Origin of the sequence: Acidovorax sp. NB1 (genome assembly GCF_005405905.1) — a bacterium.
Classification (GTDB): Bacteria; Pseudomonadota; Gammaproteobacteria; order Burkholderiales; family Burkholderiaceae_C; genus Acidovorax.
The window spans coordinates 407,255-430,757 of sequence record NZ_BJHU01000021.1; the positions used below are offsets into that span (position 1 = coordinate 407,255).

The window sequence follows — 23,503 nt, forward strand, 5'->3', positions numbered from 1 at the left end:
GGCAGGCACCACGCGGGCAAGGTCAATGTGTTGCGCCATGGGGTCCCTCCGGTGATTCCATCTTCTTTTGTTGTTGTTCTGCGGGTGGTGCAGCAGCGGCAATGGCCCCCACCACCTGTTCCATCTTCATGAATCGCGATCCCTTGACCAGCACGCTGCCCACCGTGGGCAGGGCCTGGCGCACCGCATCCAGCAGTGCACCCATATCGTTGAAATGTCGGGCAACACCCCCCTGCCCGTCGCCATAGGCCGAAGCCGCGTGCACCGACTGTGCGCCCAACGCAAACAGCAGGGGAATACCCGCCGCGCGGGCCAGCGCTCCGGCTTCAGCATGGAACTGCGGCCCCTGATCGCCCACTTCGCCCATGTCGCCCATGACCAGCAGTTGCGGGCCGGGCAGTTCGGCCAGCACATCGATGGCGGCGTGCATGGAGTCGGGGTTGGCGTTGTAGGTATCGTCCACCACCGTGACCTCGCGGTCCGCCACCGCCACGCTGAAAGCGCGCGAGCGGCCCTTGACGGGCGTGAAGTCGCGCAGCCCCTGGGCGATGGCGGCCAGCGGCGCGCCTGCGGCCAGCGCGCAGGCGGTGGCTGCCAGGGCATTGGTCACGTTGTGGCGACCCGCAATGTGCAGGCGCGTGACGACCTCGCCCCGGGGCGTGGCCAGGGCCACGGTCCAGGCGCCGCGCTCCCACGCGGCGCGTGTGCAGCGGACATCGCCGCCCTCGCCAAACGTGAGCGTGCGGCGGCCCGGCTGGGCCAGTGCCAGCGACTGCCACAGGCCCGTGTAGGCATCGCCCGCCGGGAACACCGCCACGCCATCGGCGGGCAGGCTGGCAAACACCGAACCGTTCTCGCGCGCCACGGCCTCCACGGTGTGCATGAACTCCAGGTGCTCACGCTGCGCGTTGTTGACCAGGGCCACCGTGGGCTGGGCCATGGCAGCCAGCGTGGCGATTTCACCCGGGTGATTCATGCCCATCTCGATCACGGCGGCGCGGTGTGCGGGTGTGAGACGCAGCAGCATCAACGGCACGCCGATGTCGTTGTTGAAATTGCCCTGCGTGGCAAACGCGCGCTCTTCGTTCGGGCCCTGCCAGGCGCGCAGGATGGACGCGATCATCTGCGTCACCGTGGTCTTGCCGTTGCTGCCCGTCACGCCGATCAGCGGCAGGTGGAATTGCGCGCGCCAGCCGGTGGCCAGCGCCCCCAGAGCGGCGAGGCTGTCGGGCACCTCGATGCCCGGCAGGCCCACAGCGGCCAGGCCGCTATGGGCAAGGGCCGCTGCGGCGCCCCCGGCGCGTGCGTCGGCCAGGAAGGCATTGGCATCAAAACGTTCGCCTTTGAGGGCCACAAACAGGTCGCCCGCCTGCAGGGTGCGGGTGTCGGTGTGCACACGGGCCAGGGGCGTGCTGCCCTCGCCCACCAGGCGCGCGGCGGGGATCTGCGGCTGCAGCAGCGCCAAGGCCTGCTGCAGGGTGAGCATGGTGCCAGGGGTGGCGCTCATGGGTGGGCTCCTCGGGCCTGCAGCGCACCGAGCGCATGGGCCATGTCGGAGAACGGCTGGTGCACACCCGCTGTCTCCTGGGTGTTTTCATGGCCCTTGCCAGCGATCAGCACCACATCGGCGGGGGCGGCTTCGGCCACGGCCAGAGCGATGGCGGCAGCGCGGTTGGGCTCGGCCCGCACAGCAGTGCTGGCGATGGTGCCTTGCAGGATCTGGTGCAGGATGGCGGCGGGGTCTTCGCTGCGCGGGTTGTCGCTGGTCACGACCACCTGGTCGGCCTGCTGCTGCGCCACGGCACCCATCAGCGGGCGCTTGCCCGCATCGCGGTCGCCGCCGCAGCCAAACACGCACCACAGCTGCCCACCGCGCTCGGCAGCGATGGGGCGCAGCGCTTGCAGGGCTTTGTCCAGGGCGTCGGGCGTGTGGGCGTAGTCCACAGCCACCAGGGGCTGGCCGCTTTGGTGGATCTGCTCCATGCGGCCCGGCACGGGCGAGAGCTGGGCACAGGCATACAGCGCGTGCTCCAGCGGCACGCCCAGCGCGCGCAACCCCGCCAGCACACCCAGCAGGTTGGAAACGTTGTACAGACCGATCACGCGCGTCTGCAGCACATGCGCCTGCACGCCTTCGGCCACGGTAAAGCGCAGGCCGCCTTCGCCCATGCCAATGTCGCGCGCCGCCAGCCGGGCGGGGCCGGTGATGGAGACGCTCCACAGGTCCAGGTGGCGCCCCGCCAGTGCCGCGTGCAGCTCGGCCCCACGTACATCGTCGATGTTGACCACGGCGGCCTGTAGCCCGGGCCAGTCGAACAACATGCTCTTGGCCTGCCAATAGGCCGCCATGCCCGCGTGGTAATCCAGGTGGTCTTGCGTGAAGTTGGTGAACAGCGCCACCCGGATGCGGGTGCCTGCCATGCGGTGTTCGGCCAGGCCGATGGACGAGGCTTCAATGGCGCAGGCGCCACGGCCTGCATCGGCAAACTGCCGGAACGCACGCTGCAGGCGGACCGGGTCGGGCGTGGTCATGCCCGTGCTGGTCAGCGCGGGGGGCGTTCCCATGCCCAAAGTGCCTACCAGCGCGCAACCATCCTGCCCATAAAGCTCATTTTTCGATAGCACATTGAGTGCTTCGGCCAGCCACCAACTGGTGCTGGTTTTGCCATTAGTGCCTGTCACGGCCAGCACGTCCAGACCCTGCGTGGGGTGTTCGAACCAGTCGGCAGCGATCAGGCCCGTGGCGGCCTTCAGTCCGTGCAGTGCGGCCACAGGCAGGCCAGACAGCGCAAACGCTTCGGCGCCTTCATGCTCCACCAGGCAAGCCACGGCCCCGCGTGCGATCGCATCGCCAATGTGCGCGCGGCCATCGGTGGCGGCACCGGGCCAGGCAATGAAACCATCGCCCGGGCGGATCTGGCGGCTGTCGGTCTGCAGCGTGCCCGTGACGCGCTCGCGCAGCCAGGCCACTGCGTCATGCACCGAGGTGAGCAAGGGCAGCGCCAGCGTCATAGCGACTCCTCCACCGCGTTGGCCACGATCTGCGGCTTGACCGCCATGTCGGGCTGCACACCCATCATGCGCAGCGTCTGCTGCACCACTTCGCTGAACACCGGCGCAGCCACGGCGCCGCCGTAATACACGCCGTTGCTGGGCTCGTCGATCATCACGGCCACGACGATGCGCGGCTTGTCGATGGGCGCCATGCCGGTGAACCAGGCGCGGTACTTGCCCACGGCGTAGCTCTTGCCGACCTGCTTGCGCGCCGTGCCGGACTTGCCGCCCACCGAGTAGCCCACGGTCTGCGCCTTCTGGCCCGTGCCGCCGGGGCCTGCGGCCATCTGCAGCATCTTGCGCACCTGGTCGGCCGTGCGCTCGGAGAACACGGGCACGCCCACGGCGGGCTGCTCGGACTTGAGCATGGTGGCGGGGATCACGCGCCCGCTGTTGGCAAACACGGTGTACGAGCGCGCCATCTGGAACAGGCTGGCCGACAGGCCGTAGCCGTAGGACATGGTGGCCTGCTCCACCGGGCGCCAGCTCTTGTAGGGGCGCAACCGGCCGCTGACCGCACCGGGGAAGTCGATCTGCGGCTTCTGGCCAAAGCCTGCGGCGGAGAAGGTCTCCCACATCTCGCGCGCGGGCATCTGCATGGCGAGCTTGGTCGTGCCCACATTGCTGGATTTCTGGATCACGCCCTCCACCGTGAGCACGCCATAGTTGTGCGTGTCCGAAATGGTGGAGCCCGTGATATTGATGCGGCCTGGGTTGGTGTCCACCACGGTCTCGGGCCTCACCCGGCCGCTTTCGAGCGCCAGGCCGATGGTGATGGGCTTCATGGTCGAGCCCGGCTCGAAGGTGTCGGTAAGCGCCCGGTTGCGCAGCTGCTCGCCCGTGAGGCTCTGGCGCTTGTCGGGCACGTAGCTGGGGTAGTTGGCCAGCGCCAGCACCTCGCCCGTGTGGGCATCGAGCACCACCACGCTGCCCGCCTTGGCCTTGTGCGCCGTGACCTGGTCGCGCAGCTTCTGGTAAGCAAAGAATTGCACCTTGCTGTCGATGGACAGCTGCATGTCCTTGCCGTCCACAGGGGGTACTGTCTCGCCCACGCCCTCCACCACCCGACCCAGGCGGTCCTTGATCACGCGGCGCGAGCCCGGCTTGCCCGCAAGATCCTTGTTGAAGGCCAGCTCCATGCCTTCCTGACCATGGTCTTCCACGTTGGTGAAACCCACCACGTGGGCGGCTGCCTCGCCCTCGGGGTACTGGCGCTTGTATTCCTTGCGCTGATAGATGCCCTTGATATCGAGCTTGGCGATCTGCTGGCCCACATCCCAGTCCAGCTGGCGCTTGACCCATACAAAGGTCTTGTCTTCGTCGGCCAGCTTCTTCATCAGCTCGGCCTGGGGCATGTCGAGCAGCTTGGCCAGCTGCTTGAGCTTGGCGCGCACCTCGGGCTTGTCCTGGTCTACATCCTCGGGGATGGCCCAGATGCTGGCCGCCGGCACGCTGGACGCCAGGATCAGGCCGTTGCGGTCCAGGATCTTGCCGCGGTTGGCGGGCAGCTCCAGCGTGCGTGCAAACCGCACCTCGCCCTGGCGCTGGAAGAAGTCGTTGCCGAACACCTGCACATAGGCCGCGCGCGCGCCCAGGCCCACAAAGCCCAGTGCGATCACCGCCACGATGAACTTGCTGCGCCAGACTGGCGTCTTGCTGGCCAGCAGGGGGCTTGCGGTGTAGACCACGCTGCGGCTCATGGCTGCGTGCCCCCCGGTTGTGCCGCCGTGCTGGCCGCCGCCACCGCAGCACCGGACACCCCTTGGGGGTCGGACACATACTGCGTGATGGCGGGGGTGGCCGTGCGCATTTTCAGCTGGTCGCGGGCAATTTTCTCCACACGCAGCGGCGTGGCCTGCGCGCGCTTTTCCACCTGCAGGCGCTGGTGTTCGGTTGCCAGGCGGCGGGCTTCGGCAATGGCCCGGTCCAGCTCGGTGAACAGGCGGCGCGACTCGTACTGGGTATGCACCAGATAGACGGCGCTGGCCAGCACGGCCACCAGCAGGACGAGGTTGAGCCGGGTCATGTTTTCAGACCCCAGTGCGTTCGGCCACGCGCATGATCGCGCTGCGCGCGCGGGGGTTTGCCTCGACCTCGGCGGCAGAGGGCTTGATGCGGTCCAGCGCCACGAGCTTCATGGCCTGCGGCTTGGCAAAGGGCGCACGGCGGTCGTACACCTCCTTGGAGTGCTTGGCGATGAACTGCTTCACGATGCGGTCTTCGAGCGAATGGAAGCTGATCACCACCAGGCGCCCGCCCGGCTGCAACACCGAGAGGCTGGCCTCTAGCGCCTGTTGCAGCTCTTCAAGCTCGGCGTTGATGAAAATCCGAAGAGCTTGAAATGTGCGCGTTGCAGGGTTCTGGCCCGGCTCGCGGGTTTTGACCGCGCCAGCCACGAGATCGGCCAGTTCGGCGGTGGTTGCAAGAGGGCCCCGCTCTTCGCGCCGAGCGACAATCGCCTTTGCAATGGGGCCAGCAAACCGTTCTTCACCGTAGTCACGTATCACCTCCGCAATCTGACCGACTTCGGCCGTGGCCAACCAATCGGCCACGCTTTCGCCGCGCGTGGTGTCCATGCGCATGTCCAGCGGGCCGTCAAAACGGAAACTGAAACCCCGACCGGGGCTGTCGATCTGGGGCGAACTCACGCCCAGGTCCATCAGCAAGCCCGCAGCACTGGCAGGCGGCAGGTCGGCCAGATGGCGAAAACCTTCGTGCCGAATGGAAAAACGCGCATCGGTGATGCGCGTTGCTTCGGCGATGGCTTCGGGGTCCTTGTCAAAAGCGACAAGACGCCCTTGGGGGCCCAGCCGCAGCAGGATGCGCCGCGAATGCCCTCCGCGCCCGAAGGTGCCATCGACCCAGGTGCCTGCAGGCTCGGGGCCGGCGCCGCCCAGCAGGGCGTCCACGGCTTCATCGAGCAGAACGGTGGTGTGTTGCAAAGGAGTGGATGTCATGGTCAGAAGGAGAAGTCCTTGAAGACATCCGGCATCTCACCCTGCATGGCCTTGGCCTCCTGCTCGTCGTAGGTGGCCTTGTCCCAGAGTTCGAAGTGGTTGCCCATGCCCAGCAGCATGGTGTCCCGGGAAATCCCGGCGGCTTCGCGCAGCTCGGGCGAAATCAGCACGCGGCCCGTGGCGTCCATCTCGACATCCATGGCATTGCCCAGAAAGATGCGCTTCCACCACTGGGCGGACATGGGCAGCTGGGCGATGCGCTCGCGGAACTTCTCCCACTCGGGACGGGGGAACACCATCAGGCAGCCGTGCGGGTGTTTGGTGATCGTGAGCTGGCCCGCCGCGGTGGCCGCGAGCACGTCACGATGCCGGGTCGGCACGGACAGCCGACCCTTCGCATCGAGACTTAGCGACGAGGCACCTTGAAACACGGACAGATTCCCAGTTCGGTTTTGCGCCTCGCAGTTCCAGAAACGGACTTTGAGGGCACTTTTCACCACTTAATTGCACTTTTTTGCACTGTAGCAGGAAAAGCACACCGAACAAGAGGGTGTCCACCAAACTTTGGTAATGAAATCAACAACTTAGGCGTGACTTTGCAGCCTGCAAAGTGCCAAAAGTTGTTGAAAAAGAAGAACTTACGGAAGCCTATGAAAGTGACCTCTCAAGGCCGGGCCGTATCGTCACAGGATGTAGCGTGACAGGTCTTCGTCCTGGCTCAGGGTCTGCAGGCGGGCGTCCACGTAGGCCGCGTCCACCGTTACCGTCTGCCCCGAGAGGCGTGCTGCGTCAAAACTGACCTCGTCGAGCAAGCGCTCCATGACGGTGGACAGCCTGCGTGCACCAATGTTCTCCGTGCGCTCGTTCACCTCGAAAGCAATGTGTGCGAGGCGTGTGATCCCCTCGGGCGCAAACTCCAGCGTGACACCCTCGGTGGCCAGCAGTGCCTGGTACTGCTTGACCAGCGAGGCATGGGTCTGCGTGAGGATGGCTTCAAAGTCCTGGACCGACAGAGACTCCAGCTCTACACGGATCGGGAAACGCCCTTGCAGCTCAGGGATCAGGTCGCTGGGCTTGGACAGGTGGAATGCGCCCGAGGCGATGAACAGGATGTGGTCGGTCTTGATCATGCCGTACTTGGTGGAGACCGTCGTGCCCTCCACCAGCGGCAACAGGTCGCGCTGCACGCCCTGGCGCGACACGTCGGCGCCGCTGCTTTCCTGGCGCGCGGCCACCTTGTCGATCTCGTCGATGAAGACGATGCCGTTCTGCTCGGCATTCGCCACAGCGCGGGTCTTGATCTCTTCCTCGTTCACGAGTTTGCCCGCCTCTTCATCGGTGAGCAGCTTGAGCGCTTCGGCGATCTTGAGCTTGCGCGCCCGGCGCCGGTCCTGGCCCATCTGGCTGAACATGCCGCGCAGCTGCTCGGTCATTTCCTCCATGCCCTGCGGCCCCATGATTTCCAGCGGCGCACGGGCCTCGGCCACGTCGATCTCGATCTCCTTGTCGTCCAGAGCCCCTTCGCGCAGCTTTTTGCGGAACACCTGCCGGGCGGTGCTGTCGGCTGCAGGCTCAGTGCCAGCAGCGGCCCGGGCGGGCGGGATCAGCACGTCCAGGATGCGCTCCTCGGCAGCGTCTTCGGCGCGCATGCGCACCTTTTTCATCTCGGCCTCGCGCGTCTGCTTGACGGCCATCTCGGCCAGGTCACGGATGATGGAGTCCACATCCTTGCCCACATAGCCCACCTCGGTGAACTTGGTGGCCTCGACCTTGATGAAAGGCGCATCGGCCAGCTTGGCCAGGCGCCGCGCGATTTCGGTCTTGCCCACGCCGGTGGGGCCGATCATGAGGATGTTCTTGGGCGTGATCTCGTGGCGCAGGCTGCCTTCGACCTGCTGGCGGCGCCAGCGGTTTCGCAGTGCGATGGCCACGGCGCGCTTGGCGCTGGCCTGGCCCACGATGTGGTGGTCGAGTTCGGAGACGATTTCCTGGGGGGTCATGGAGGACATGCGCTGCCTGCCTTCAAATTCAAAGCCAAATCAGCCGTCTGCGCGCGATGGATAAGCGCAAGCAGCTATCAAAATATGAGTAAACGCCCACGCGCCGCCTTACAGCGTCTCGATGGTGTGATTCATGTTGGTGTAGATGCAGAGTTCGCCCGCGATTTCGAGCGACTTCTTCACGATCTCCTGCGCGGACAGATCGGTGTTGACCAGCAGCGCTTTGGCCGCCGAATGCGCGTAGGCGCCGCCCGACCCGATCGCCACGATGCCTTGCTCGGGCTCCAGCACATCGCCGTTGCCCGTGATGATGAGCGAGGCACTGGCATCGGCCACGGCCAGCATGGCTTCGAGGCGGCGCAGCACGCGGTCGGTGCGCCAGTCCTTGGTGAGTTCGATGGCCGCGCGCGTCAGGTGGCCCTGGTGTTTTTCCAGCTTGGCCTCAAAGCGCTCGAACAGCGTGAAGGCGTCGGCCGTGGCGCCCGCAAAACCTGCCAGCACCTTGCCGTGGTAGAGCTTGCGCACCTTGCGCGCCGTGCCTTTGACCACGATGTTGCCCAGTGTGACCTGGCCGTCGCCGCCAATGGCCACCTGGATGCCCGTTGGCGTCTGGCGGCGTACGCTGAGGATGGTGGTGCCGTGGAACACCGGGGTGTTTTGAGATGAGTCCATAGCTGCGGAAGATGGGGGCACGGGCGCCACTTTCAAGCCAAGGTGGCACCGCATGCCGTGCGCAAATCTAAGCCACTGTCAGGCGGCTCACGCTACTGGCACGGCCCAGGCCAGCGCCCCCGCGCAAGGGCCGCCAAGCTGCGGATGCGGCGCTTCGCTTGCGTGCGCTGGGGGCGTCACCCTCCCGCGCAGCGAGAGAGGGGGAAGGCGCGAAGCGACTCAGGGGGAGTCAGTTCTTTCGTGGAACCACCCAGGCGTGCTCGTTGATGCCGATCACGTTGAAGAAAATCGCCACCAGCCGCTGCAGGTTGTGGAACTGGACCACATGGCCATGCCCTTGCTGCTCGGCCGCCCAGTTGAGCACCGAGCCAGCCGCCGCAAAATCCACGCGGATGAGCTTGTCGCAGGCGATGGTCAGGGGCACGCCCGGCCGCAGGAAAGCCTCGAATGGCTGCAGCAGCGGCGTGGCATCGCCGTCAATGTGGCCACTGAGCTGCGCCACGGGCCCGGACTCCAGCGGCGCCGGGGCCGACAGCTCACCCAGGTCGGAGGCCATGAAGTCACTGTCGGCCGCCAGGGGTGCTGCGCCGGAGGACACACCTTCGTTGTCGGAATACCCACAGCGCGGCGACACCCAGGACGGGGGCGAAACCTCGTAGGTCACGCAGTAGTCCAGCGCCACCAGCTCGAACTCATCGGGCTTGCCCATGAGCCGCATCATGGCCATGCGCAGGCGCCACCATTCAGGGCTGTTGGACCGGTCGCCCGACTGGGTCTTGGCGTCCATCAGTGCGTTGAGCTTCTCTACCCCCGAGAACACCAACTGGCCTTCGCGGTCAGACCACTGCGAGACCAGATCAGCCAAGAGGGGCACCGCCGCCTCGTCGATGCCAGTGAGGCGCGACCAGGACAACGTCCAGGGGGAGGCTGCGCGCGCCAGCGAGGCCTGCAGTGCCGCCACCGACGACACCGCCAGGGTGGGGGGCGCATTCCAGCTGAAATCGCGGCGCATGCCAGGCGCAGGCGCGGCTTCCACGGCGCCCGCAGCGGGCACGGCTGCTGCCACCAAGCCCAATTGCTCGGGTATCGAGAACCACAGGGGGGCCGAGCGGCTGTACTGGGCCGCAAAGTCGATGGCCAGCGCATCGAAACGATCGTGTTGTCCGGTGGCGCGGTACAGGTCAAACAGCGTCATCCAGATTTCGAGCTGCTGTTCGGGCTCGTCCTGCTGGTGCTGGGCCAGCACATCCAGCAGTCCGGACTCTGCACCCGCGTGGTCACCATTGGCAAACCGGATGGCGGCTTCTTCTAGGTCGGGTTCGTGCACGAATTCCTCCGGTTCGAATGCGGTCGCGGGCGATGCCGCAGGGGCCGCAGGGCTGAAGGACGCCTCGACAGGGTGTTGGCTGCCGGCAAGCATCTGCGCGTCGGTGCCACCAAACTTGCCAATGGCCATGCTGTCGTCCGCAAACAGCGGCTGGACAGCGGCTTTGTTATCGAGCGGCGCAGGCAGGCTGCCAGGTGCCGTGGGGGCATAAGCCCGGGCGTGGGCGGAGTCGGAGGGCTCCGCACTGGATTCGGGCATCACACCAGGCTGGGTGGGTGCGTCGGCGCCCTGCTTGCTCTTCCACCACTGCTGCGACATCTGCGCCTCGATCTCGTCGATCTTCTTGAGCGTGACGGCGCGCTCATCGGGCGAGGCCATGCTGCTCTGGAAGAACGAGGGACGGCCTGCCGCGTCTTCCACGCGCTGGCCTTGCAGCACTTCACGCTGGCGCAGCTTGCGTAGCTGATCGAACTCGCGGCGCCGCACAAAGTCGTTGCGGCGCTTGCGCTCGATCATCTCCTTGAGCATCTGCTTGCTGTACTGGCTCTCCCGGTCGTCCTGGATGGAGTCCAGCTCCGTCCAGTTGACGGTCGGGTTTTTCACGAACCGAACCACCTTTGATAGCAGGCCGCCGGGGGTGGTTTCTTCCTTGCTCATGGCTCAGGGTAGAGGAGAGAGTGCGCAGCGATGATCGTCATCAGGCCAGGGCGGCCGGATCAGTCTCCGAACATCTTCTGCTTGAGTTCGCGGCGCTGCTGCGCTTCCAGCGACAGCGTGGCCGTGGGGCGGGCAATCAGGCGGCCCGTACCGATGGGCTCACCGGTCTCGTCGCAATAGCCGTAGTCGCCAGCGTCGATGCGGGCGATGGATTGCTCGATCTTCTTGAGCAGCTTGCGCTCGCGGTCGCGGGTGCGCAGCTCCAGGGCGTGCTCTTCTTCGATCGTGGCGCGGTCGGCCGGGTCGGGCACCACCACGGTGTCTTCCCGCAGGTGCTCGGTGGTTTCGCCAGCGCTGTTGTGGATGTCCTGCTTGAGCTGAACGAGCTTGAGGCGGAAAAACGCCATCTGCTTGTCGTTCATGTACTCGCTGTCGGGCATGGCCATGACTTCAGCGTCGGTCAACTCGGCGGCGGACTTGGTCTTCCAGTTGTTCGCCAGCTTGGGGTCTTTTTTGGCAGCCGTGAAAGTGGGCTGCGCTTGCGCGGTCGTGGGCATGGTATGTAGATAACTGGCTTTGGCAGCGGTGGAAGCCACTGCCTGTGCCATGGATGGTACGGTCAATTGGGCCAATCGGGAAGAAGGCCGGGTTGTGCGCACGGGTACCTGTGGATCGACCGGGGCAGCAGGGGCTGCCACGGGCGCTGCGGCGGGACTGGCGGCCTTGGCCACAACAGCCTTGGGAGCGGCTGCGGCCACTTTGGCCACAGCGGCCTTGGCTGCTGCCTTGGGCGCTACCGCAGGGGCTGCAGCGGCGGGCTTGGTTGCCTTCGTGGCCGCCTTGGGTTTGCTGGTGTCGGCTTTCACTTCCTGGTCTCCTCGCTGTACGGGCGGGCCCTTGGCCGCTCTCACGGCCCGGGACTGGTGGCAAGCCTTGGGTGGTTTTACCGGGGCGCGATTGTATCGACCTGGGCTGACGCAAACGGAAACGTTGCAGATACAACACAAATCGGGCCGAATCGGCGCCCACGCACCGGCGAAAGGCTCAGACCAGGCTCTGCTCCAGCCCCTGCAGGAAGATGTCCTTGGGCAGGTCGATGCCGATAAAGACCATCTTGCTCATCCTTGGCTCGCCCTCGGCCCACTGGGGGCCCAGGTCGCTGCCCATGAGCTGGTGCACGCCCTGGAAGATCACCTTACGCTCGGTGCCCTTCATATTAAGCACGCCTTTGTAGCGCAGCATGCGCGGGCCATAAATGTTGACAATCGCTCCGAGGAAGTCTTCAAGCTTTGCCGGGTCGAACGGGCGCTCCGAGCGGTAGACAAAACTCTTCACATCGTCGTCATGGTGATGGTGGTGGCCATGCCCGTGGTCGTGCTGGTGCGAGGGATGGTTGCAGTGCTCGCCATGTTCATGGTCGTGATCATGATGGTCATGGCCATGGTCATCGCCCTCCTCCTTGAGGAAGTCCGGGTCGATGTCGAGCTTGGCGTTGAGGTTGAAGCCGCGCAGGTCCAGCACCTCGCTCAAAGGCACTTCGCCAAAGTGCACGGCCTTGATAGGCGCACGCGGGTTCATGTGCTTGAGGCGATGGGTCAGCGCCTCGGTCTCTTCCTTGGATACCAGGTCGGTCTTGGACAGGAAAATCTGGTCCGCAAAGCCCACCTGGCGGCGCGCCTCCTGGCGGTCGTTAAGCTGCTGCGGTGCATGCTTGGCATCCACCAGGGTGATGATGGAGTCGATGAGGTAGGTCTCGGCGATCTCTTCGTCCATAAAGAAGGTCTGCGCCACCGGGCCTGGGTCGGCCACGCCGGTGGTTTCGATCACGATGCGGTCGAATTCGAGCAGGTTCTTGCGCTTCTTGGCCGCCAGCAGCTGCAGCGTCTCGCGCAGGTCTTCGCGGATGGTGCAGCAGATGCAGCCGTTGCTCATCTGCACGATCTGCTCCTTGGACTCGGTCACCAGGATGTCGTTATCGATGTTCTCTTCACCGAACTCGTTCTCGATCACGGCGATCTTCTGGCCATGGGCTTCGGAGAGCAGGCGCTTGAGCAGCGTGGTTTTGCCCGAGCCCAGGAAGCCGGTGAGGATGGTGACGGGGATCAGTGCCATAAATCTGTCTTTCAAGGGGATCAAATACTTGCGCTGCAGGCCGCAGGGGCCCGGTCAGGGAGCGCTTTTCAGTTTACCGAGGCTGTCAAGCCCCTGCTGACGCCGGAACGTTCACCCCTTGCGCATTACCACCAGCCCCTTGAGGTACTCGCCCTCCGGGAACTCCAGCGTCATCGGGTGGTCGGGCGCGCCGCCCAGGCGCTCCAGGATGTAGCCGTCCACTCCTGCATCCGCGCCGGCCGACGCCACGATCTTGTGGAACAGGTCGGCGCTGATACCGCCCGAGCATGAGAAGGTGAACAGCACCCCGCCAGGCGACAGCAGCTGCAGCGCTAGCCGGTTGATGTCCTTGTAGGCGCGGGCTGCCCGTTCGGCGTGGGCCGCCGTGGGCGCGAACTTGGGCGGGTCCAGGATGATGGCGTCGAAGCGCTGGCCTTCCTTGAGGAACTGGCGCAGCGAGGCGTTCACATCAGCGTCCATAAAGCTTGCGCGGTTCGGGTCGAACCCGTTGAGCGCCGCGTGCGCACGGGCGCGCTCCAAGGCGGGGCCGGACGAGTCAATGGACGTCACATGCCCATCGGCTGCTGCGCCCGCCGCACGCATGCCCGCCAGCGCTGCCACGCTGAAGCCGCCGGTGTAGCAAAAGCAGTTGAGCACATGTTTGAAGCCCAGGCGCTGCGTGTAGTCGGCAAAGCGCTTGCGGCTGTCGCGCTGGTCCAGATAAAAGCCCGTTTTGTGGCCCTCAGCGATGTTGAGGGTCAGGCGCCACTGGTGCTCGCGGATCGTCAGCTCCAGCGGTGGCCCTTCGCCATCGCCCGCCGCGCCCGTGGGCCCGCCGCGCAGCCAGCCGGTGGCGGGCTCCAGGCCCTCCAGCGAACGCACGCTGGCGTCCGAACGCTCATACAGCTTGGTCAGGCCCGTCTCGCGCAGCAGCGCATCGGCAATCACGCTTTTCCAGCGCTCCGTGCCCGCACTGGTGAACTGCGCCACCAGCGTATCGCCATAGCGGTCCACGATGAGCCCAGGCAGGCCATCGGACTCGCCATGCACCAGACGCACGCCGTCACTTTGCACGTCAAAACGGGCTCTGGCGATTATGGATCGTGCGCAAGCAGCTATAAAAAATGGAGCATCAATGCGCTGCGCCTCGTCAAAGCTCCACACCCGCGCGCGAATGCGCGAACTGGGGCTGAAAGCGGCCCAGGCCAGGAACTGGCCCTCGTGCGACTCCACACGCACGGTCTCGCCACTGTCGCCGCCGCCTTTGGCGATGGCCGATTCAAAAATCCAGGGATGGCGGCGCAAGAGCGAGCGCTCTTTGCCAGGGCGAAGGCGGAGGGTTTTCATGCCCCGGATTGTGCGGGTTGGGAGCCGGCCTCGGTCCCGGACCGCTCAAAAACAGCGATGCCCTCTGCATCCAGCGGCCTTCACACCCCAATGGGGACTTGGGCCATGCGACACAACAGCCGCCCCTTCCCCTCCATGACTTATCAGATTTGCACTTTTATTTGACAAATATGATTTATCAAATTTAGAATTGCGAAAAATATCATTTTTATCAAACATGACCGCAACCCACGCTCTTCCCCCTGCCACCCGACTGGCACCAGCGCCCGGCGCCGCACAGGCCACCATAACCGACCTGCGCGAGTTTCTGGCGTTCAAGATCGGGAACGAGGAATACGGGGTGGACATCCTGCGCGTGCAGGAGATCCGCTCGTACGAAAAGCCCACCACCATCGCCAATGCCACGGGCGAACTCCAGGGCGTGATGAACCTGCGCGGCGTGATCGTGCCCATCATCGACCTGCGCCTGAAGCTGGGACAGACCGCCGTGCAATACGACCACCTGAAGGTAGTGATCGTGCTGCACATCGGCCAGCGGACGGTGGGCGTGGTGGTGGACGGGGTCTCCGATGTACTCACTCTGGAGCGCGAACAGCTGCGCCCCGTGCCCGCCCTGCGCGGCAACGTCAAGCCCGAACACCTGCTGGCCATCGGCTCGGTGGGCTCGCGCATGCTGATCCTCTTGGACATCGAGAAATTCCTTGCCAGATCGGTGGAGGGCGAAGCCCTTGCCACCACCCACTGAACGGCCCCATACCCCAAAAACTGGACACACCATGAAATTCAATGACTTGAAGATTTCGACCCGCCTCACGCTGGGCTTCGGCTTCATGGCGCTGCTCATCGGCCTCATGGGCACGCTGTCGGTGGTGCTGGCAAGCAGCGCTGACAAAGCCTTTCACTCCATCATTGACGACCGCTTTCCCAAGGTGCTGCACCTGCATGTGGCCAAGGAAGACGCAACCGGGGTCGAGCTGGCCCTCACGCAGATGCTGCTGGATACCAGCCCCGAAAACGTGCAACGGCACCAGGCCACCATCAACGCCAAGCGCCAACAGATCACGCAGCTGTTCGAAACCCTCGCACAGCAGATCACCACGCCCCAAGGCAAGGCCGCGCTGGCCGAAACCCTGCGCGCACGCGGTGAGTACGCCGCGCAGTTGTCGCGCTACTCCGAACTGCTGACCGCCGGCCGGATGGACGATGCACGGGCCGTCCTGACAGGGTCCATGGCGGCGCCGCGAAAGGCGTACTTTGATGCCCTGGACGGGCTGATCGAATTCCAGGAGTCGCTGGCGAAGACGGCCCAGGGCGATGCCGTGGCGGCTGTGTCCACGCTGAACGTGTCTGTGCTGGCGCTCACGGGGCTGGCCCTGGTGGCCGGTGCGGCGATTGGTTTTGGCATCGTGCGCTCCACCACCGCCCCCCTGCGCCGTGCGGTGGATGCTGCCCGCGCTGTGGCGGCCGGGGACCTGAGCCTGCCCATCACCTACCGTGGCACCAACGAAACCGCACAATTGCTGCAGGCCCTGCAGGAGATGCAGCAGTCACTGGTGCATCTGGTCGGCCAGGTGCGGACCAACAGTGACAGCGTTTCCTACGCATCGGCCGAAATCGCACAGGGCAACAACGATCTGTCGGCCCGTACGGAGCAACAGGCCAGCGCACTGCAGGAAACCGCCGCCTCCATGGAGCAGCTCAACGCCACCGTGCGCCAGAACGCCGACAACTCGCGCCAGGCCAACCAGCTGGCCCAGGCCGCCACATCGATTGCCGTGCAAGGTGGCGAGGTGGTGGCAGATGTGGTGAGCACCATGAAGGACATCAACGACAGCAGCAACAAGATCTCCGAAATCATTGGTGTCATCGACTCCATCGCGTTCCAGACCAACATCCTGGCGCTGAACGCTGCCGTGGAGGCCGCCCGCGCAGGCGACCAGGGCCGGGGCTTTGCCGTGGTTGCCACCGAGGTGCGCGTGCTGGCAAGCCGCTCGGCCGAGGCGTCCCGCGAGATCAAGGGCCTGATCGGGACCAGCGTGGAGCGCGTGGAAGCCGGCTCGGCCCTGGTGAACCGCGCCGGTCAGACCATGAGCGAGGTCGTCGCCTCCATCCGCCGTGTCACCGACATCATGGGCGAGATCAGTGCCGCCAGCACCGAACAAAGCCAGGGCGTAGACCAGATCAACGAGGCCGTAACGCAGATGGACCAGGCCACACAGCAAAACGCTGCCCTGGTGGAAGAAATGGCCGCCGCCGCTGCCAGCCTGAACCAGCAGGCGGGCGAATTGGTCCACACGGTCGCCACCTTCAAGCTGCCTGATGGCCAGGACCAAGCCCAGACGCCCGTCCAGGAGCCACGCGCTGTCGTGCAACACCGCCCCGTACGCCGCCCCTTGCTGGGCCACGCCCATCTGCCGATGGCGGCCGCCTGAGCGGCTCAGCGCGGCTAACAAAACGCCCCTGGCGTCGTTGTCTCGCCTTGTCGTACTGGCTGTACTGCCTGCGGCGAAACGCCTAGCCAGTGCCGCTTCGCTGAGTTTTTTGGCCCCTCTTAACCAGGCAGGTCACGCCGTGGATGAACCGGACTACAGCGCCTGGCCAAAGCGCTCCAGGCGCGGCGCCCAGTGGCCCAGTACATCGGCCGACAGCAGCACGCGGTGCGCCTGCCCGATGAGCAGATGGCGCGGCACCAGGCCGATGTAGCGCGAATCGGCGCTGTTGTCCCGGTTGTCACCCAGCACCAGGTACTCGCCCTCGGGCACCTGCACCGGATCGAAGCTGCTGCGCGCTGTCACGCCCTGCAGCCACTGCACGCGGCGCTCATGCCCCAGCAGGCGCTCCGTCCAGCGCGTGGCGGTGAGCGTGTGGCCCGGCAGCACCGCCTCTTGCACAGAATCGGGCATGTCGTATTCGGCCGCCTGGCCGTTGATGTAGAGCACCTCGTTGCGCATCTCCACCGTGTCGCCGGGCAAAGCGGCAATGCGTTTGATCAGGCGGGTGCCATCCAGCGGTGACGAGAAGGTGACCACATCGCCGCGCTGTGGGTCGTCGATGTGCGCCAGTATCACGTCGGTGAGCGGCAGCTTGAGGTCGTAGGCCAGGCGATTGACCAGCACTACGTCCCCCTCCAGCAGTGTGGGCCGCATCGAGCCCGAGGGGATGGGGTTCCAGTCGGCCACAGCAGTGCGAAAAACGCCGAAGCACAACAACAGCACGATGAACCACCGGTTCGATTTGATCCAGTTCAGCAGCATGACGACAACTCCAGGGCGCCCACTGCGGGCGGCAGTTTGATCGGAGGCGCCAGGTGGCCACTTGGTTCCGCGCAGCAGGCGGGCGGTTGCTTCGCTTTCGCGCAAACCCGCGCAGCGGCTCAGGGCGGCTTTTTGCGCGCGCGCGGATGAGCGGCGTCGTAGACCTTGGCCAGGTGCTGAAAGTCGAGCCGCGTGTAGACCTGCGTGGTGGTGATGTTGGCGTGGCCCAGCAGTTCCTGCACGGCACGCAGGTCACCACTGCTTTGCAGCAGGTGGCTGGCAAACGAGTGGCGCAGCATGTGCGGGTGCACCGGTGTGGTCAGCCCCGCCTGCTGGCTGCGCTGGCGCAGGCGCAGCCAGATGGCCTGCGCCGTGAGCCGCGCGCCGCGCTGGCCCACAAACAGCGCAGTATCCAGCCGTGCCGAGCCCTCGCCACCAAACGGCGTGGCGCGGATGGCCAGCCAGGCCTGCAGCGCGGCCGTGGCGGCACTGCCCACGGGCACGCTGCGGCGCTTGCTGCCTTTGCCGAACACATGGGCCTCGCCCGCCTGCAGATCAATCCAGCCGCGCCCCAGGCGCTGGGTGTCGGCATGGGGGATGGCGTCCAGCCCTGCGAGCTCGCCCACGCGCAGGCCACAGCCGTACAGCAGCTCGACCATGGCTGCGTCGCGCGCTTCGAGCCAGGGGTCGGCGCCGGTGTTGTCAAACTCGGCCAGGCGCACGGCGTCGTCCACGCCCAGCGCCTTGGGCAGCGGCTTGGGCGCCTTGGGGGCGCGCACGTCCTGCACGGGGTTGTGCGGGATCAGCCCCTGCCGCCCGGCCCAGGTGAAAAAACCACGCCAGCCCGAGAGGATGAGCGCAATGCCCCGCCCGCTGCGCCCCGCGCTGTGCATCTGCGCCACAAACCGGCGGATGTGCGCGCTGGTGAGTTGCAAGAGCGGCACATTCACGCCCGCCGCGAACTGCGCCAGCTTTTCCAGATCGAGGGTGTAGAGCGTGAGCGTGCGCGCTGCCAGCCGCTTTTCGACACGCACATGCTCCAGGTAGCGCAGCACCTGGGGGTCGAGGGAGGTGGGCGTGTCAGACATGCTTGCCTTGGCTGGGCGCCCACCGGCTTGCTGCGCGTGGGTGGGATTACTTCAGCCGCAGCAGGGCGGCGCTGGCCAGCTCGGCCATGCGCGACAGGAAGTCCGTGCCCATGGTGGCGTCAAAGCGCTGCGGGTCGTGCGAACCCAGCACCAGCAGGCCAAACGCGGGGGTGGCGCTGTCGATGGCGCCCGCGCGCAGCGGCAGCAGCGCCAGCGACTGGGCGGGCTCACCCGCCTCCTGCGCCAGCCAGCCTGCGGGCTCAAAGCCCAGGTTGGGTCCACAAAAGGGCATGGTCAGGGACGAGGCAAACGCGCGCGCATCCTCGCTTGCGCCCTGGGTGAAGTCGGCGTCGATGTAAGGGCCGGCCACGTCCCACACACGCACGGTGGCCTGGGGCACATCAAACAGGATGCGCACCCCATCGACCACGGCCTGGGGCAGGTCGAACGGGTCCTTCACCTGCAGCAACGCGCCCGTCCACTGGTGCACCTTGTGGGCAATGGCGGCGTTTTCGGTGCTGTTGCGCACCATCTCCATGATGCGGTGCTCCAGGCCCTTGATCTTTTCGCGCAGCATCTCGGCCTGGCGCTCCTGCAGGCTCACGGCACGCGCGCCATGGGGGCTGGTGATCTGCACACTGGCCAGCACCTCGGCATGGCGCTCGAAGAAGCCAGGGGTGTTGGTCAGGAACTGGGCGATGTCGTCTTCGGTGATCGGAGGGATGTGGGAGGTCGTCATACGAGGGTGTCAGGAATGTCGATCTGGCCTTCGAACACCGTGGTGGCGGGGCCGGTCATGAAAACGGAATCGGCCTCCTGGCCGCTCCAGGCAATGGTGAGGCGGCCGCCACGCGTGTCCACATGCACCTCGGGGTCCAGCAGGCCCAGGCGGATGCCTGCCGACACTGCAGCGCAGGCACCAGTGCCACAGGCCAGGGTTTCGCCCACGCCGCGCTCAAACACGCGCAGACGCACATGGCGGCGGTCCACGATCTGCAGGTAGCCCGCATTCACCCGCTGCGGAAAGCGCGCATGGCTTTCGATGAGCGGGCCGGTCTCCAGCACAGGCGCGGTGTCCACGTTGTCCACCAGCTGCACGGCATGGGGGTTGCCCATGGAGACAACCGCTACCAAAACAATAGCTGAAAGCGCTTTACCATCAGGCGGTAGCGGCCATTTTTGCCCCAAACCTTGCGCCACGGGCTCCAGGCCCGAAGCATCAAACGGCACCTTGGCGGGGTCGAACTCGGGGCGCCCCATGTCCACGGTGACGCGGCCATCGGCCGTGAGGCGCGGGGCGATCACGCCACTTTGGGTCTGCACCCGGATCTGGTCCTTGCCGGTGAGCCCCTTGTCGTGCACAAAGCGCGCAAAGCAGCGCGCGCCGTTGCCACACTGCTCCACCTCGCCGCCATCGGCGTTGTGGATCACATATTCGAAGTCGATGCCTTCGCCCGGCGAGGGCCGCACGGTGAGGATCTGGTCGGCCCCCACGCCAAAGTGGCGGTCGGCCAGAAAGCGGTATTGCGCCGCAGACAGCCCCAGGCGGCCCTGGGTTTCGTCGAGCACCACGAAATCGTTGCCCGCGCCTTGCATTTTGGTAAAGCGAATCTGCATGGGAAGGGATTATGGCCCCGGCCCTGCGCCAAACCGCGCGCGCGGGTAGGCTTCGCCACTCCATTCGTCCCCCGGCTTTTCAGGAACCGCGCATGACCGATCTTTCCACTTTTGCTATCACCCGCAAGTGGCCCGCCCAGCATCCGGACCGCATCCAGCTGTATTCCCTGCCCACGCCCAACGGCGTGAAGGTGTCAATTGCGCTGGAAGAGATGGGCCTGCCCTACGAGCCCCACCTGGTGAGCTTCGAGACCAACGACCAGACTTCGCCCGAGTTCCTCTCGCTCAACCCCAACAACAAGATCCCCGCCATCCTCGACCCGAACGGGCCGAACGGCCAACCGCTGGCGCTGTTCGAGTCCGGCGCCATCCTGGTGTACCTGGCCAGCAAGACAGGCCAGTTGCTGCCGCAGGACACCGCCGGGCGCTACGAAACCCTGCAGTGGGTGATGTGGCAGATGGGCGGCGTAGGCCCGATGTTTGGCCAGCTGGGCTTCTTCCACAAGTTTGCCGGCAAGGACTATGACGACAAGCGCCCGCGCGACCGGTATGTCGCTGAATCGAAGCGCCTGCTCAAGGTGCTGGACGAGCGTCTTGCGGGCCGCCAGTGGGTGATGGGCGACCAGTACACCATCGCCGACATCGCCATCCTGCCCTGGGTGCGCAATCTGGTGGGCTTCTACGGCGCGGGCGAGCTGGTGGAATTCGACCAATTCAAGCAGGTGCAGCGCGTGCTCGCCGCCTTCGTGGCGCGCCCGGCCGTGGCCCGGGGGCTGGCGATTCCGGCACGCGGCTGACGCAGCACGGGGGCGGACGGGCCAGCATACGCCGGGTTTCTCATTCGCCCTTGATCTTGATCATGCCGGGCAGCCCGGCGCCCGGCCGCCCCGCACCTACCATGGGCCTCCTTAAAAAATAGAGAGTGCCCCATGGGATTGACCGTTGACGTTCTGCAGGATCTGGACACCCACAACCTGCAGGCTGCCGCACGCGCCGCGCTGCAGGAAAACAATGCCATCGCGCTGATCGAGCTGCTGGAAATGCTGTGGAGCTGCGATGTGGAGGGCGCTAACGCCGTTATCGACGCCGTGCTGCAGCGCCTGCAGCAATTGCGCGCATTGCGCTGAGGCCGGTATCGCGCGGCACGCGGGCGGTTCAGCCCATGCGCTCCTGCAGAAAATCCAGAAAACACGCGATCCGTGCGGCCAGCTGTGTGTTGCGGTAATACACCGCGTTGATGGGCTGTCGCACCTCCACCGTGTCGCGCGCCAGCACCTGCACCAGGCGGCCGCTCTCGCGGTCGGCTGCGGTCATGAAGTCGGACAAACACACCAGCCCCACATGTGCCAGCGCGAGCTGGCGCAGCGTCTCGCCGCTCGACGCCGTGAGGCTGGGCGCGATGGGCCACTGGTCCCCATGTGCCCCCCGCAGCGGCCAGCGGTTGAGCGACTCGGGCTGGTTGAACCCGAGCAGCGTGTGCCCGCCCAGGTCGGCCACGCTTTTGGGTTTGCCCGCACGGGCCAGATACGCGGGGCTGGCCAGCACCCGCAGACGGCTGGTGCACAGGGGCCGCGCGTGCAGGGTCGAGTCCTGCAACTGGCCGATGCGGATGGCCACGTCCGTGCGCTGCTCCAGCAGATCGATGTAGCCCTCATCCGTGTTGAGCTCCAGCGCGATCTGCGGATAGGCGCTGCGAAACGCAGGCACCAGCGGCACCACCGCGTGCAGCATGAAGGGTGTGGCCGCATTCACGCGCAGGCGGCCTGCAGGCTGCTGGCGACGCGCCGCCATGTGCTCCTCGGCATCTTCGATGGACGCCAGGATGGCGCGCGTGCGCTGCAAAAAGGCCTGGCCCTCCTCCGTCAGCTCGGTGCGGCGGGTGGTACGGCGCAGCAGCGTGGTGTCGAGCTTTTTCTCCAGCCGCGCCAGTGCCCGGCTGATGCCCGAGACCGTCTGGTCCAGGTGGTCGGCAGCGGCGGTGATGGAGCCACCGTCCACCACGGCGACAAAGGCCTGCAGCTCTTCCAGAGTGGTCTTCATGGTGGGGGTGTCAGCAAGGATTCCGTGTGGGATCGTCACACGATTATTGACTCCGCAGCAAATATTTTCTTCCGATAACCCTATTTTTTAGCAAAGGCAAAGCACCCACACTCCTGCCACTCACACGTTGTCCCAGGAGTTTTTTCCATGCCCATTGCCTTGCTCGCGCTGACACTCAGCGCATTCGCCATCGGCACGACCGAGTTCGTGATCGTTGGCCTGCTGCCCACCGTGGCGGCGGACCTGGCCATCAGCCTGCCTTCGGCCGGGCTGCTGGTCAGCCTCTACGCGCTGGGGGTTGCCATCGGCGCGCCCGTGCTCACCGCCCTCACCGGCAAGCTGCCGCGCAAGGCGCTGCTGCTGGCGCTGATGGCCCTCTTCACTGCCGGCAACCTGCTGGCCTGGCAGGCGCCCAGCTACGAGACGCTGGTGGCCGCACGCATCCTCACCGGGCTGGCGCATGGGGTGTTCTTCTCGATCGGCTCCACCATCGCCACCGGCCTGGTGCCGCGCGAGAAGGCAGCCAGCGCCATTGCGATCATGTTCACCGGCCTCACGGTGGCACTGGTCACGGGCGTTCCGCTGGGCACCTTCATCGGCCAGCACTTCGGCTGGCGCGAGACCTTTCTGGCCGTGGCAGCGCTGGGCGTGGTGGCCTTCATCGGTAGCGCCCTGTTTGTGCCGCGCCACCTGGCCCATACCCCGCCCGCCTCGCTGCTGCAGCAGGCCAAGGTGCTGGCCGAGCCGCGCCTGCTGCTGGTGTACGCCAAGACGGCCATCGGCTACGGCGGCACGTTCATCCCGTTCACCTTTCTCGCCCCCATCCTCACCGACATCTCGGGCTTCAGCGCGGGCGCTGTGGGCTGGGTGATGCTGGTGTACGGCATCTCGGTGGCTGCAGGCAACCTCTGGGGCGGCAGGCTGGCCGACCGGCTGGGGGCCATCCCGGCACTGCGCATCATCTTCGCGCTGCTGGCGGCCGTGTTGCTGCTGCTGCAGTTCACCGCGCCCCACCCCTGGCTGGCCGTGGGCACCGTGCTGCTGTGGGGCGCCGTGGCATTCGGCAATGTGCCGGGGCTGCAGGTGTACGTGGTCAAGCAGGCCGAACGCTTCACGCCGCAGGCCGTGGACGTGGCCTCGGGCCTGAACATCGCCGCCTTCAACCTGGGCATTGCAGGCGCCGCCTGGGCCGGGGGTCTGATCGTGACGCACCTGGGCCTGCAGCACACGCCGTGGATCGGCGCGGTGGTGGTGCTGGTGTCGCTGGCGCTCACACAGTGGAGCGGCGTGCTCGACCGACGCAGCGGCATCCCTGCGCGCACCAGCGGCGCCGTGCCCGTGGGGCATTGACGGTGGCGCGCCCCTCACACCAAGGGGC

22 protein-coding genes are annotated in these 23,503 nt (G+C 65.9%); 5 read left to right on the plus strand and 17 right to left on the minus strand.

Annotation, left to right across the window (positions count from 1 at the left end):
* Positions 1 to 22: 22 nt before the first annotated feature.
* The 12 genes from murF to AvAM_RS10235 form a co-directional block, all read right to left on the minus strand.
* The gene (gene murF, locus AvAM_RS10180; RefSeq protein ID WP_137746937.1) at positions 23 to 1,507 is read right to left on the minus strand and encodes a UDP-N-acetylmuramoyl-tripeptide--D-alanyl-D-alanine ligase; all 1,485 of its coding nucleotides are present in this window, start codon (positions 1,505 to 1,507) and stop codon (positions 23 to 25) included.
* Entirely contained in the window at positions 1,504 to 3,012 is a 1,509-nt protein-coding gene (locus tag AvAM_RS10185) for a UDP-N-acetylmuramoyl-L-alanyl-D-glutamate--2,6-diaminopimelate ligase (protein WP_137746938.1), read from the minus strand. The genes murF and AvAM_RS10185 overlap by 4 nt, the downstream gene beginning before the upstream one ends.
* Positions 3,009 to 4,754 (minus strand): penicillin-binding protein 2, encoded by a 1,746-nt coding sequence (locus tag AvAM_RS10190; protein ID WP_137746939.1) that lies wholly within the window; start codon positions 4,752 to 4,754, stop codon positions 3,009 to 3,011. The genes AvAM_RS10185 and AvAM_RS10190 overlap by 4 nt, the downstream gene beginning before the upstream one ends.
* Entirely contained in the window at positions 4,751 to 5,080 is a 330-nt protein-coding gene (ftsL, locus tag AvAM_RS10195; protein ID WP_137746940.1) for a cell division protein FtsL, read from the minus strand. Before ftsL ends, AvAM_RS10190 begins: the two co-directional genes overlap by 4 nt.
* A 4-nt stretch (positions 5,081 to 5,084) precedes the next feature.
* Positions 5,085 to 6,011 carry a 16S rRNA (cytosine(1402)-N(4))-methyltransferase RsmH gene (gene rsmH, locus AvAM_RS10200; protein ID WP_137746941.1) on the minus strand — a complete coding sequence of 309 codons (927 nt, stop codon included), beginning with the start codon at positions 6,009 to 6,011 and terminating at the stop codon, positions 5,085 to 5,087.
* Positions 6,012 to 6,013: 2 nt separating this feature from the next.
* Positions 6,014 to 6,442, minus strand: a complete 429-nt coding sequence (mraZ, locus tag AvAM_RS10205; RefSeq protein WP_137746942.1) for a division/cell wall cluster transcriptional repressor MraZ — start codon at positions 6,440 to 6,442, stop codon at positions 6,014 to 6,016.
* 252 nt (positions 6,443 to 6,694) lie between these two features.
* Positions 6,695 to 8,020 carry an ATP-dependent protease ATPase subunit HslU gene (gene hslU, locus AvAM_RS10210; protein WP_137746943.1) on the minus strand — a complete coding sequence of 442 codons (1,326 nt, stop codon included), beginning with the start codon at positions 8,018 to 8,020 and terminating at the stop codon, positions 6,695 to 6,697.
* 99 nt (positions 8,021 to 8,119) lie between these two features.
* Positions 8,120 to 8,683 (minus strand): ATP-dependent protease subunit HslV, encoded by a 564-nt coding sequence (gene hslV, locus AvAM_RS10215; RefSeq protein WP_063460071.1) that lies wholly within the window; start codon positions 8,681 to 8,683, stop codon positions 8,120 to 8,122.
* A 229-nt stretch (positions 8,684 to 8,912) separates the two neighbouring features.
* Complete coding sequence (locus AvAM_RS10220; protein WP_137746944.1) at positions 8,913 to 10,667, minus strand: STAS domain-containing protein; 1,755 nt, start codon at positions 10,665 to 10,667, stop codon at positions 8,913 to 8,915.
* 59 nt (positions 10,668 to 10,726) lie between these two features.
* Positions 10,727 to 11,533, minus strand: coding sequence for an RNA polymerase-binding protein DksA (dksA, locus tag AvAM_RS10225; protein WP_137746945.1), 807 nt, complete (start codon positions 11,531 to 11,533; stop codon positions 10,727 to 10,729).
* A 178-nt stretch (positions 11,534 to 11,711) separates the two neighbouring features.
* The gene (locus AvAM_RS10230; protein WP_137746946.1) at positions 11,712 to 12,779 is read right to left on the minus strand and encodes a GTP-binding protein; all 1,068 of its coding nucleotides are present in this window, start codon (positions 12,777 to 12,779) and stop codon (positions 11,712 to 11,714) included.
* Positions 12,780 to 12,890: 111 nt separating this feature from the next.
* The gene (locus AvAM_RS10235) at positions 12,891 to 14,126 is read right to left on the minus strand and encodes a class I SAM-dependent rRNA methyltransferase (RefSeq protein WP_137746947.1); all 1,236 of its coding nucleotides are present in this window, start codon (positions 14,124 to 14,126) and stop codon (positions 12,891 to 12,893) included.
* A gap of 217 nt (positions 14,127 to 14,343) precedes the next feature.
* Between AvAM_RS10235 and AvAM_RS10240 the strand changes: the two genes are divergently transcribed.
* Positions 14,344 to 14,871 carry a chemotaxis protein CheW gene (locus AvAM_RS10240; RefSeq protein WP_137746948.1) on the plus strand — a complete coding sequence of 176 codons (528 nt, stop codon included), beginning with the start codon at positions 14,344 to 14,346 and terminating at the stop codon, positions 14,869 to 14,871.
* Between the two features lie 31 nt (positions 14,872 to 14,902).
* Positions 14,903 to 16,558 (plus strand): methyl-accepting chemotaxis protein, encoded by a 1,656-nt coding sequence (locus tag AvAM_RS10245; RefSeq protein ID WP_137746949.1) that lies wholly within the window; start codon positions 14,903 to 14,905, stop codon positions 16,556 to 16,558.
* 153 nt (positions 16,559 to 16,711) lie between these two features.
* Here the strand turns inward: AvAM_RS10245 and lepB are convergent, their stop codons facing one another.
* The 4 genes from lepB to dapF all read right to left on the minus strand — a co-directional run bounded on the left by lepB (position 16,712) and on the right by dapF (position 20,085).
* A complete protein-coding gene (gene lepB, locus AvAM_RS10250; protein WP_137746950.1) occupies positions 16,712 to 17,380 on the minus strand; it encodes a signal peptidase I in 669 nt (222 codons plus the stop codon).
* A gap of 119 nt (positions 17,381 to 17,499) precedes the next feature.
* The gene (locus AvAM_RS10255) at positions 17,500 to 18,468 is read right to left on the minus strand and encodes a tyrosine recombinase XerC (RefSeq protein WP_137746951.1); all 969 of its coding nucleotides are present in this window, start codon (positions 18,466 to 18,468) and stop codon (positions 17,500 to 17,502) included.
* A 46-nt stretch (positions 18,469 to 18,514) separates the two neighbouring features.
* Positions 18,515 to 19,207, minus strand: coding sequence for a DUF484 family protein (locus AvAM_RS10260; RefSeq protein WP_137746952.1), 693 nt, complete (start codon positions 19,205 to 19,207; stop codon positions 18,515 to 18,517).
* Positions 19,204 to 20,085, minus strand: a complete 882-nt coding sequence (dapF, locus tag AvAM_RS10265) for a diaminopimelate epimerase (RefSeq protein ID WP_137746953.1) — start codon at positions 20,083 to 20,085, stop codon at positions 19,204 to 19,206. The genes AvAM_RS10260 and dapF overlap by 4 nt, the downstream gene beginning before the upstream one ends.
* A 92-nt stretch (positions 20,086 to 20,177) precedes the next feature.
* Between dapF and AvAM_RS10270 the strand changes: the two genes are divergently transcribed.
* Both AvAM_RS10270 and AvAM_RS10275 read left to right on the plus strand, forming a co-directional pair.
* Positions 20,178 to 20,882: a glutathione S-transferase N-terminal domain-containing protein gene (locus tag AvAM_RS10270; protein ID WP_137746954.1), complete on the plus strand. Its 705-nt coding sequence runs from the start codon at positions 20,178 to 20,180 to the stop codon at positions 20,880 to 20,882.
* Between the two features lie 132 nt (positions 20,883 to 21,014).
* On the plus strand, positions 21,015 to 21,212 hold the full coding sequence (locus tag AvAM_RS10275; RefSeq protein ID WP_137746955.1) for a hypothetical protein: 198 nt from the start codon (positions 21,015 to 21,017) through the stop codon (positions 21,210 to 21,212).
* Positions 21,213 to 21,240: 28 nt separating this feature from the next.
* Here the strand turns inward: AvAM_RS10275 and AvAM_RS10280 are convergent, their stop codons facing one another.
* On the minus strand, positions 21,241 to 22,125 hold the full coding sequence (locus AvAM_RS10280; RefSeq protein ID WP_137746956.1) for a LysR substrate-binding domain-containing protein: 885 nt from the start codon (positions 22,123 to 22,125) through the stop codon (positions 21,241 to 21,243).
* A gap of 147 nt (positions 22,126 to 22,272) precedes the next feature.
* Here AvAM_RS10280 and AvAM_RS10285 point away from each other — a divergent pair, with 147 nt between their 5' ends.
* The gene (locus AvAM_RS10285; protein ID WP_137746957.1) at positions 22,273 to 23,475 is read left to right on the plus strand and encodes an MFS transporter; all 1,203 of its coding nucleotides are present in this window, start codon (positions 22,273 to 22,275) and stop codon (positions 23,473 to 23,475) included.
* Positions 23,476 to 23,503 lie beyond the last annotated feature (28 nt).

Coding starts and splice junctions, on each gene's coding strand:
- ftsL (WP_137746940.1), bottom strand. CDS start 5,080: ATGACCCGGCTCAACCTCGTCCTGCTGGTGGCCGTGCTGGCCAGCGCC.
- hslU (WP_137746943.1), bottom strand. CDS start 8,020: ATGTCCTCCATGACCCCCCAGGAAATCGTCTCCGAACTCGACCACCAC.
- AvAM_RS10270 (WP_137746954.1), top strand. CDS start 20,178: ATGACCGATCTTTCCACTTTTGCTATCACCCGCAAGTGGCCCGCCCAG.
- AvAM_RS10275 (WP_137746955.1), top strand. CDS start 21,015: ATGGGATTGACCGTTGACGTTCTGCAGGATCTGGACACCCACAACCTG.
- AvAM_RS10260 (WP_137746952.1), bottom strand. CDS start 19,207: ATGACGACCTCCCACATCCCTCCGATCACCGAAGACGACATCGCCCAG.
- murF (WP_137746937.1), bottom strand. CDS start 1,507: ATGAGCGCCACCCCTGGCACCATGCTCACCCTGCAGCAGGCCTTGGCG.
- AvAM_RS10220 (WP_137746944.1), bottom strand. CDS start 10,667: ATGAGCAAGGAAGAAACCACCCCCGGCGGCCTGCTATCAAAGGTGGTT.
- AvAM_RS10255 (WP_137746951.1), bottom strand. CDS start 18,468: ATGTCTGACACGCCCACCTCCCTCGACCCCCAGGTGCTGCGCTACCTG.
- AvAM_RS10245 (WP_137746949.1), top strand. CDS start 14,903: ATGAAATTCAATGACTTGAAGATTTCGACCCGCCTCACGCTGGGCTTC.
- hslV (WP_063460071.1), bottom strand. CDS start 8,683: ATGGACTCATCTCAAAACACCCCGGTGTTCCACGGCACCACCATCCTC.
- AvAM_RS10190 (WP_137746939.1), bottom strand. CDS start 4,754: ATGAGCCGCAGCGTGGTCTACACCGCAAGCCCCCTGCTGGCCAGCAAG.
- AvAM_RS10280 (WP_137746956.1), bottom strand. CDS start 22,125: ATGAAGACCACTCTGGAAGAGCTGCAGGCCTTTGTCGCCGTGGTGGAC.
- lepB (WP_137746950.1), bottom strand. CDS start 17,380: ATGCTGCTGAACTGGATCAAATCGAACCGGTGGTTCATCGTGCTGTTG.
- AvAM_RS10230 (WP_137746946.1), bottom strand. CDS start 12,779: ATGGCACTGATCCCCGTCACCATCCTCACCGGCTTCCTGGGCTCGGGC.
- rsmH (WP_137746941.1), bottom strand. CDS start 6,011: ATGACATCCACTCCTTTGCAACACACCACCGTTCTGCTCGATGAAGCC.
- AvAM_RS10235 (WP_137746947.1), bottom strand. CDS start 14,126: ATGAAAACCCTCCGCCTTCGCCCTGGCAAAGAGCGCTCGCTCTTGCGC.
- AvAM_RS10185 (WP_137746938.1), bottom strand. CDS start 3,012: ATGACGCTGGCGCTGCCCTTGCTCACCTCGGTGCATGACGCAGTGGCC.
- dapF (WP_137746953.1), bottom strand. CDS start 20,085: ATGCAGATTCGCTTTACCAAAATGCAAGGCGCGGGCAACGATTTCGTG.
- AvAM_RS10240 (WP_137746948.1), top strand. CDS start 14,344: ATGACCGCAACCCACGCTCTTCCCCCTGCCACCCGACTGGCACCAGCG.
- AvAM_RS10285 (WP_137746957.1), top strand. CDS start 22,273: ATGCCCATTGCCTTGCTCGCGCTGACACTCAGCGCATTCGCCATCGGC.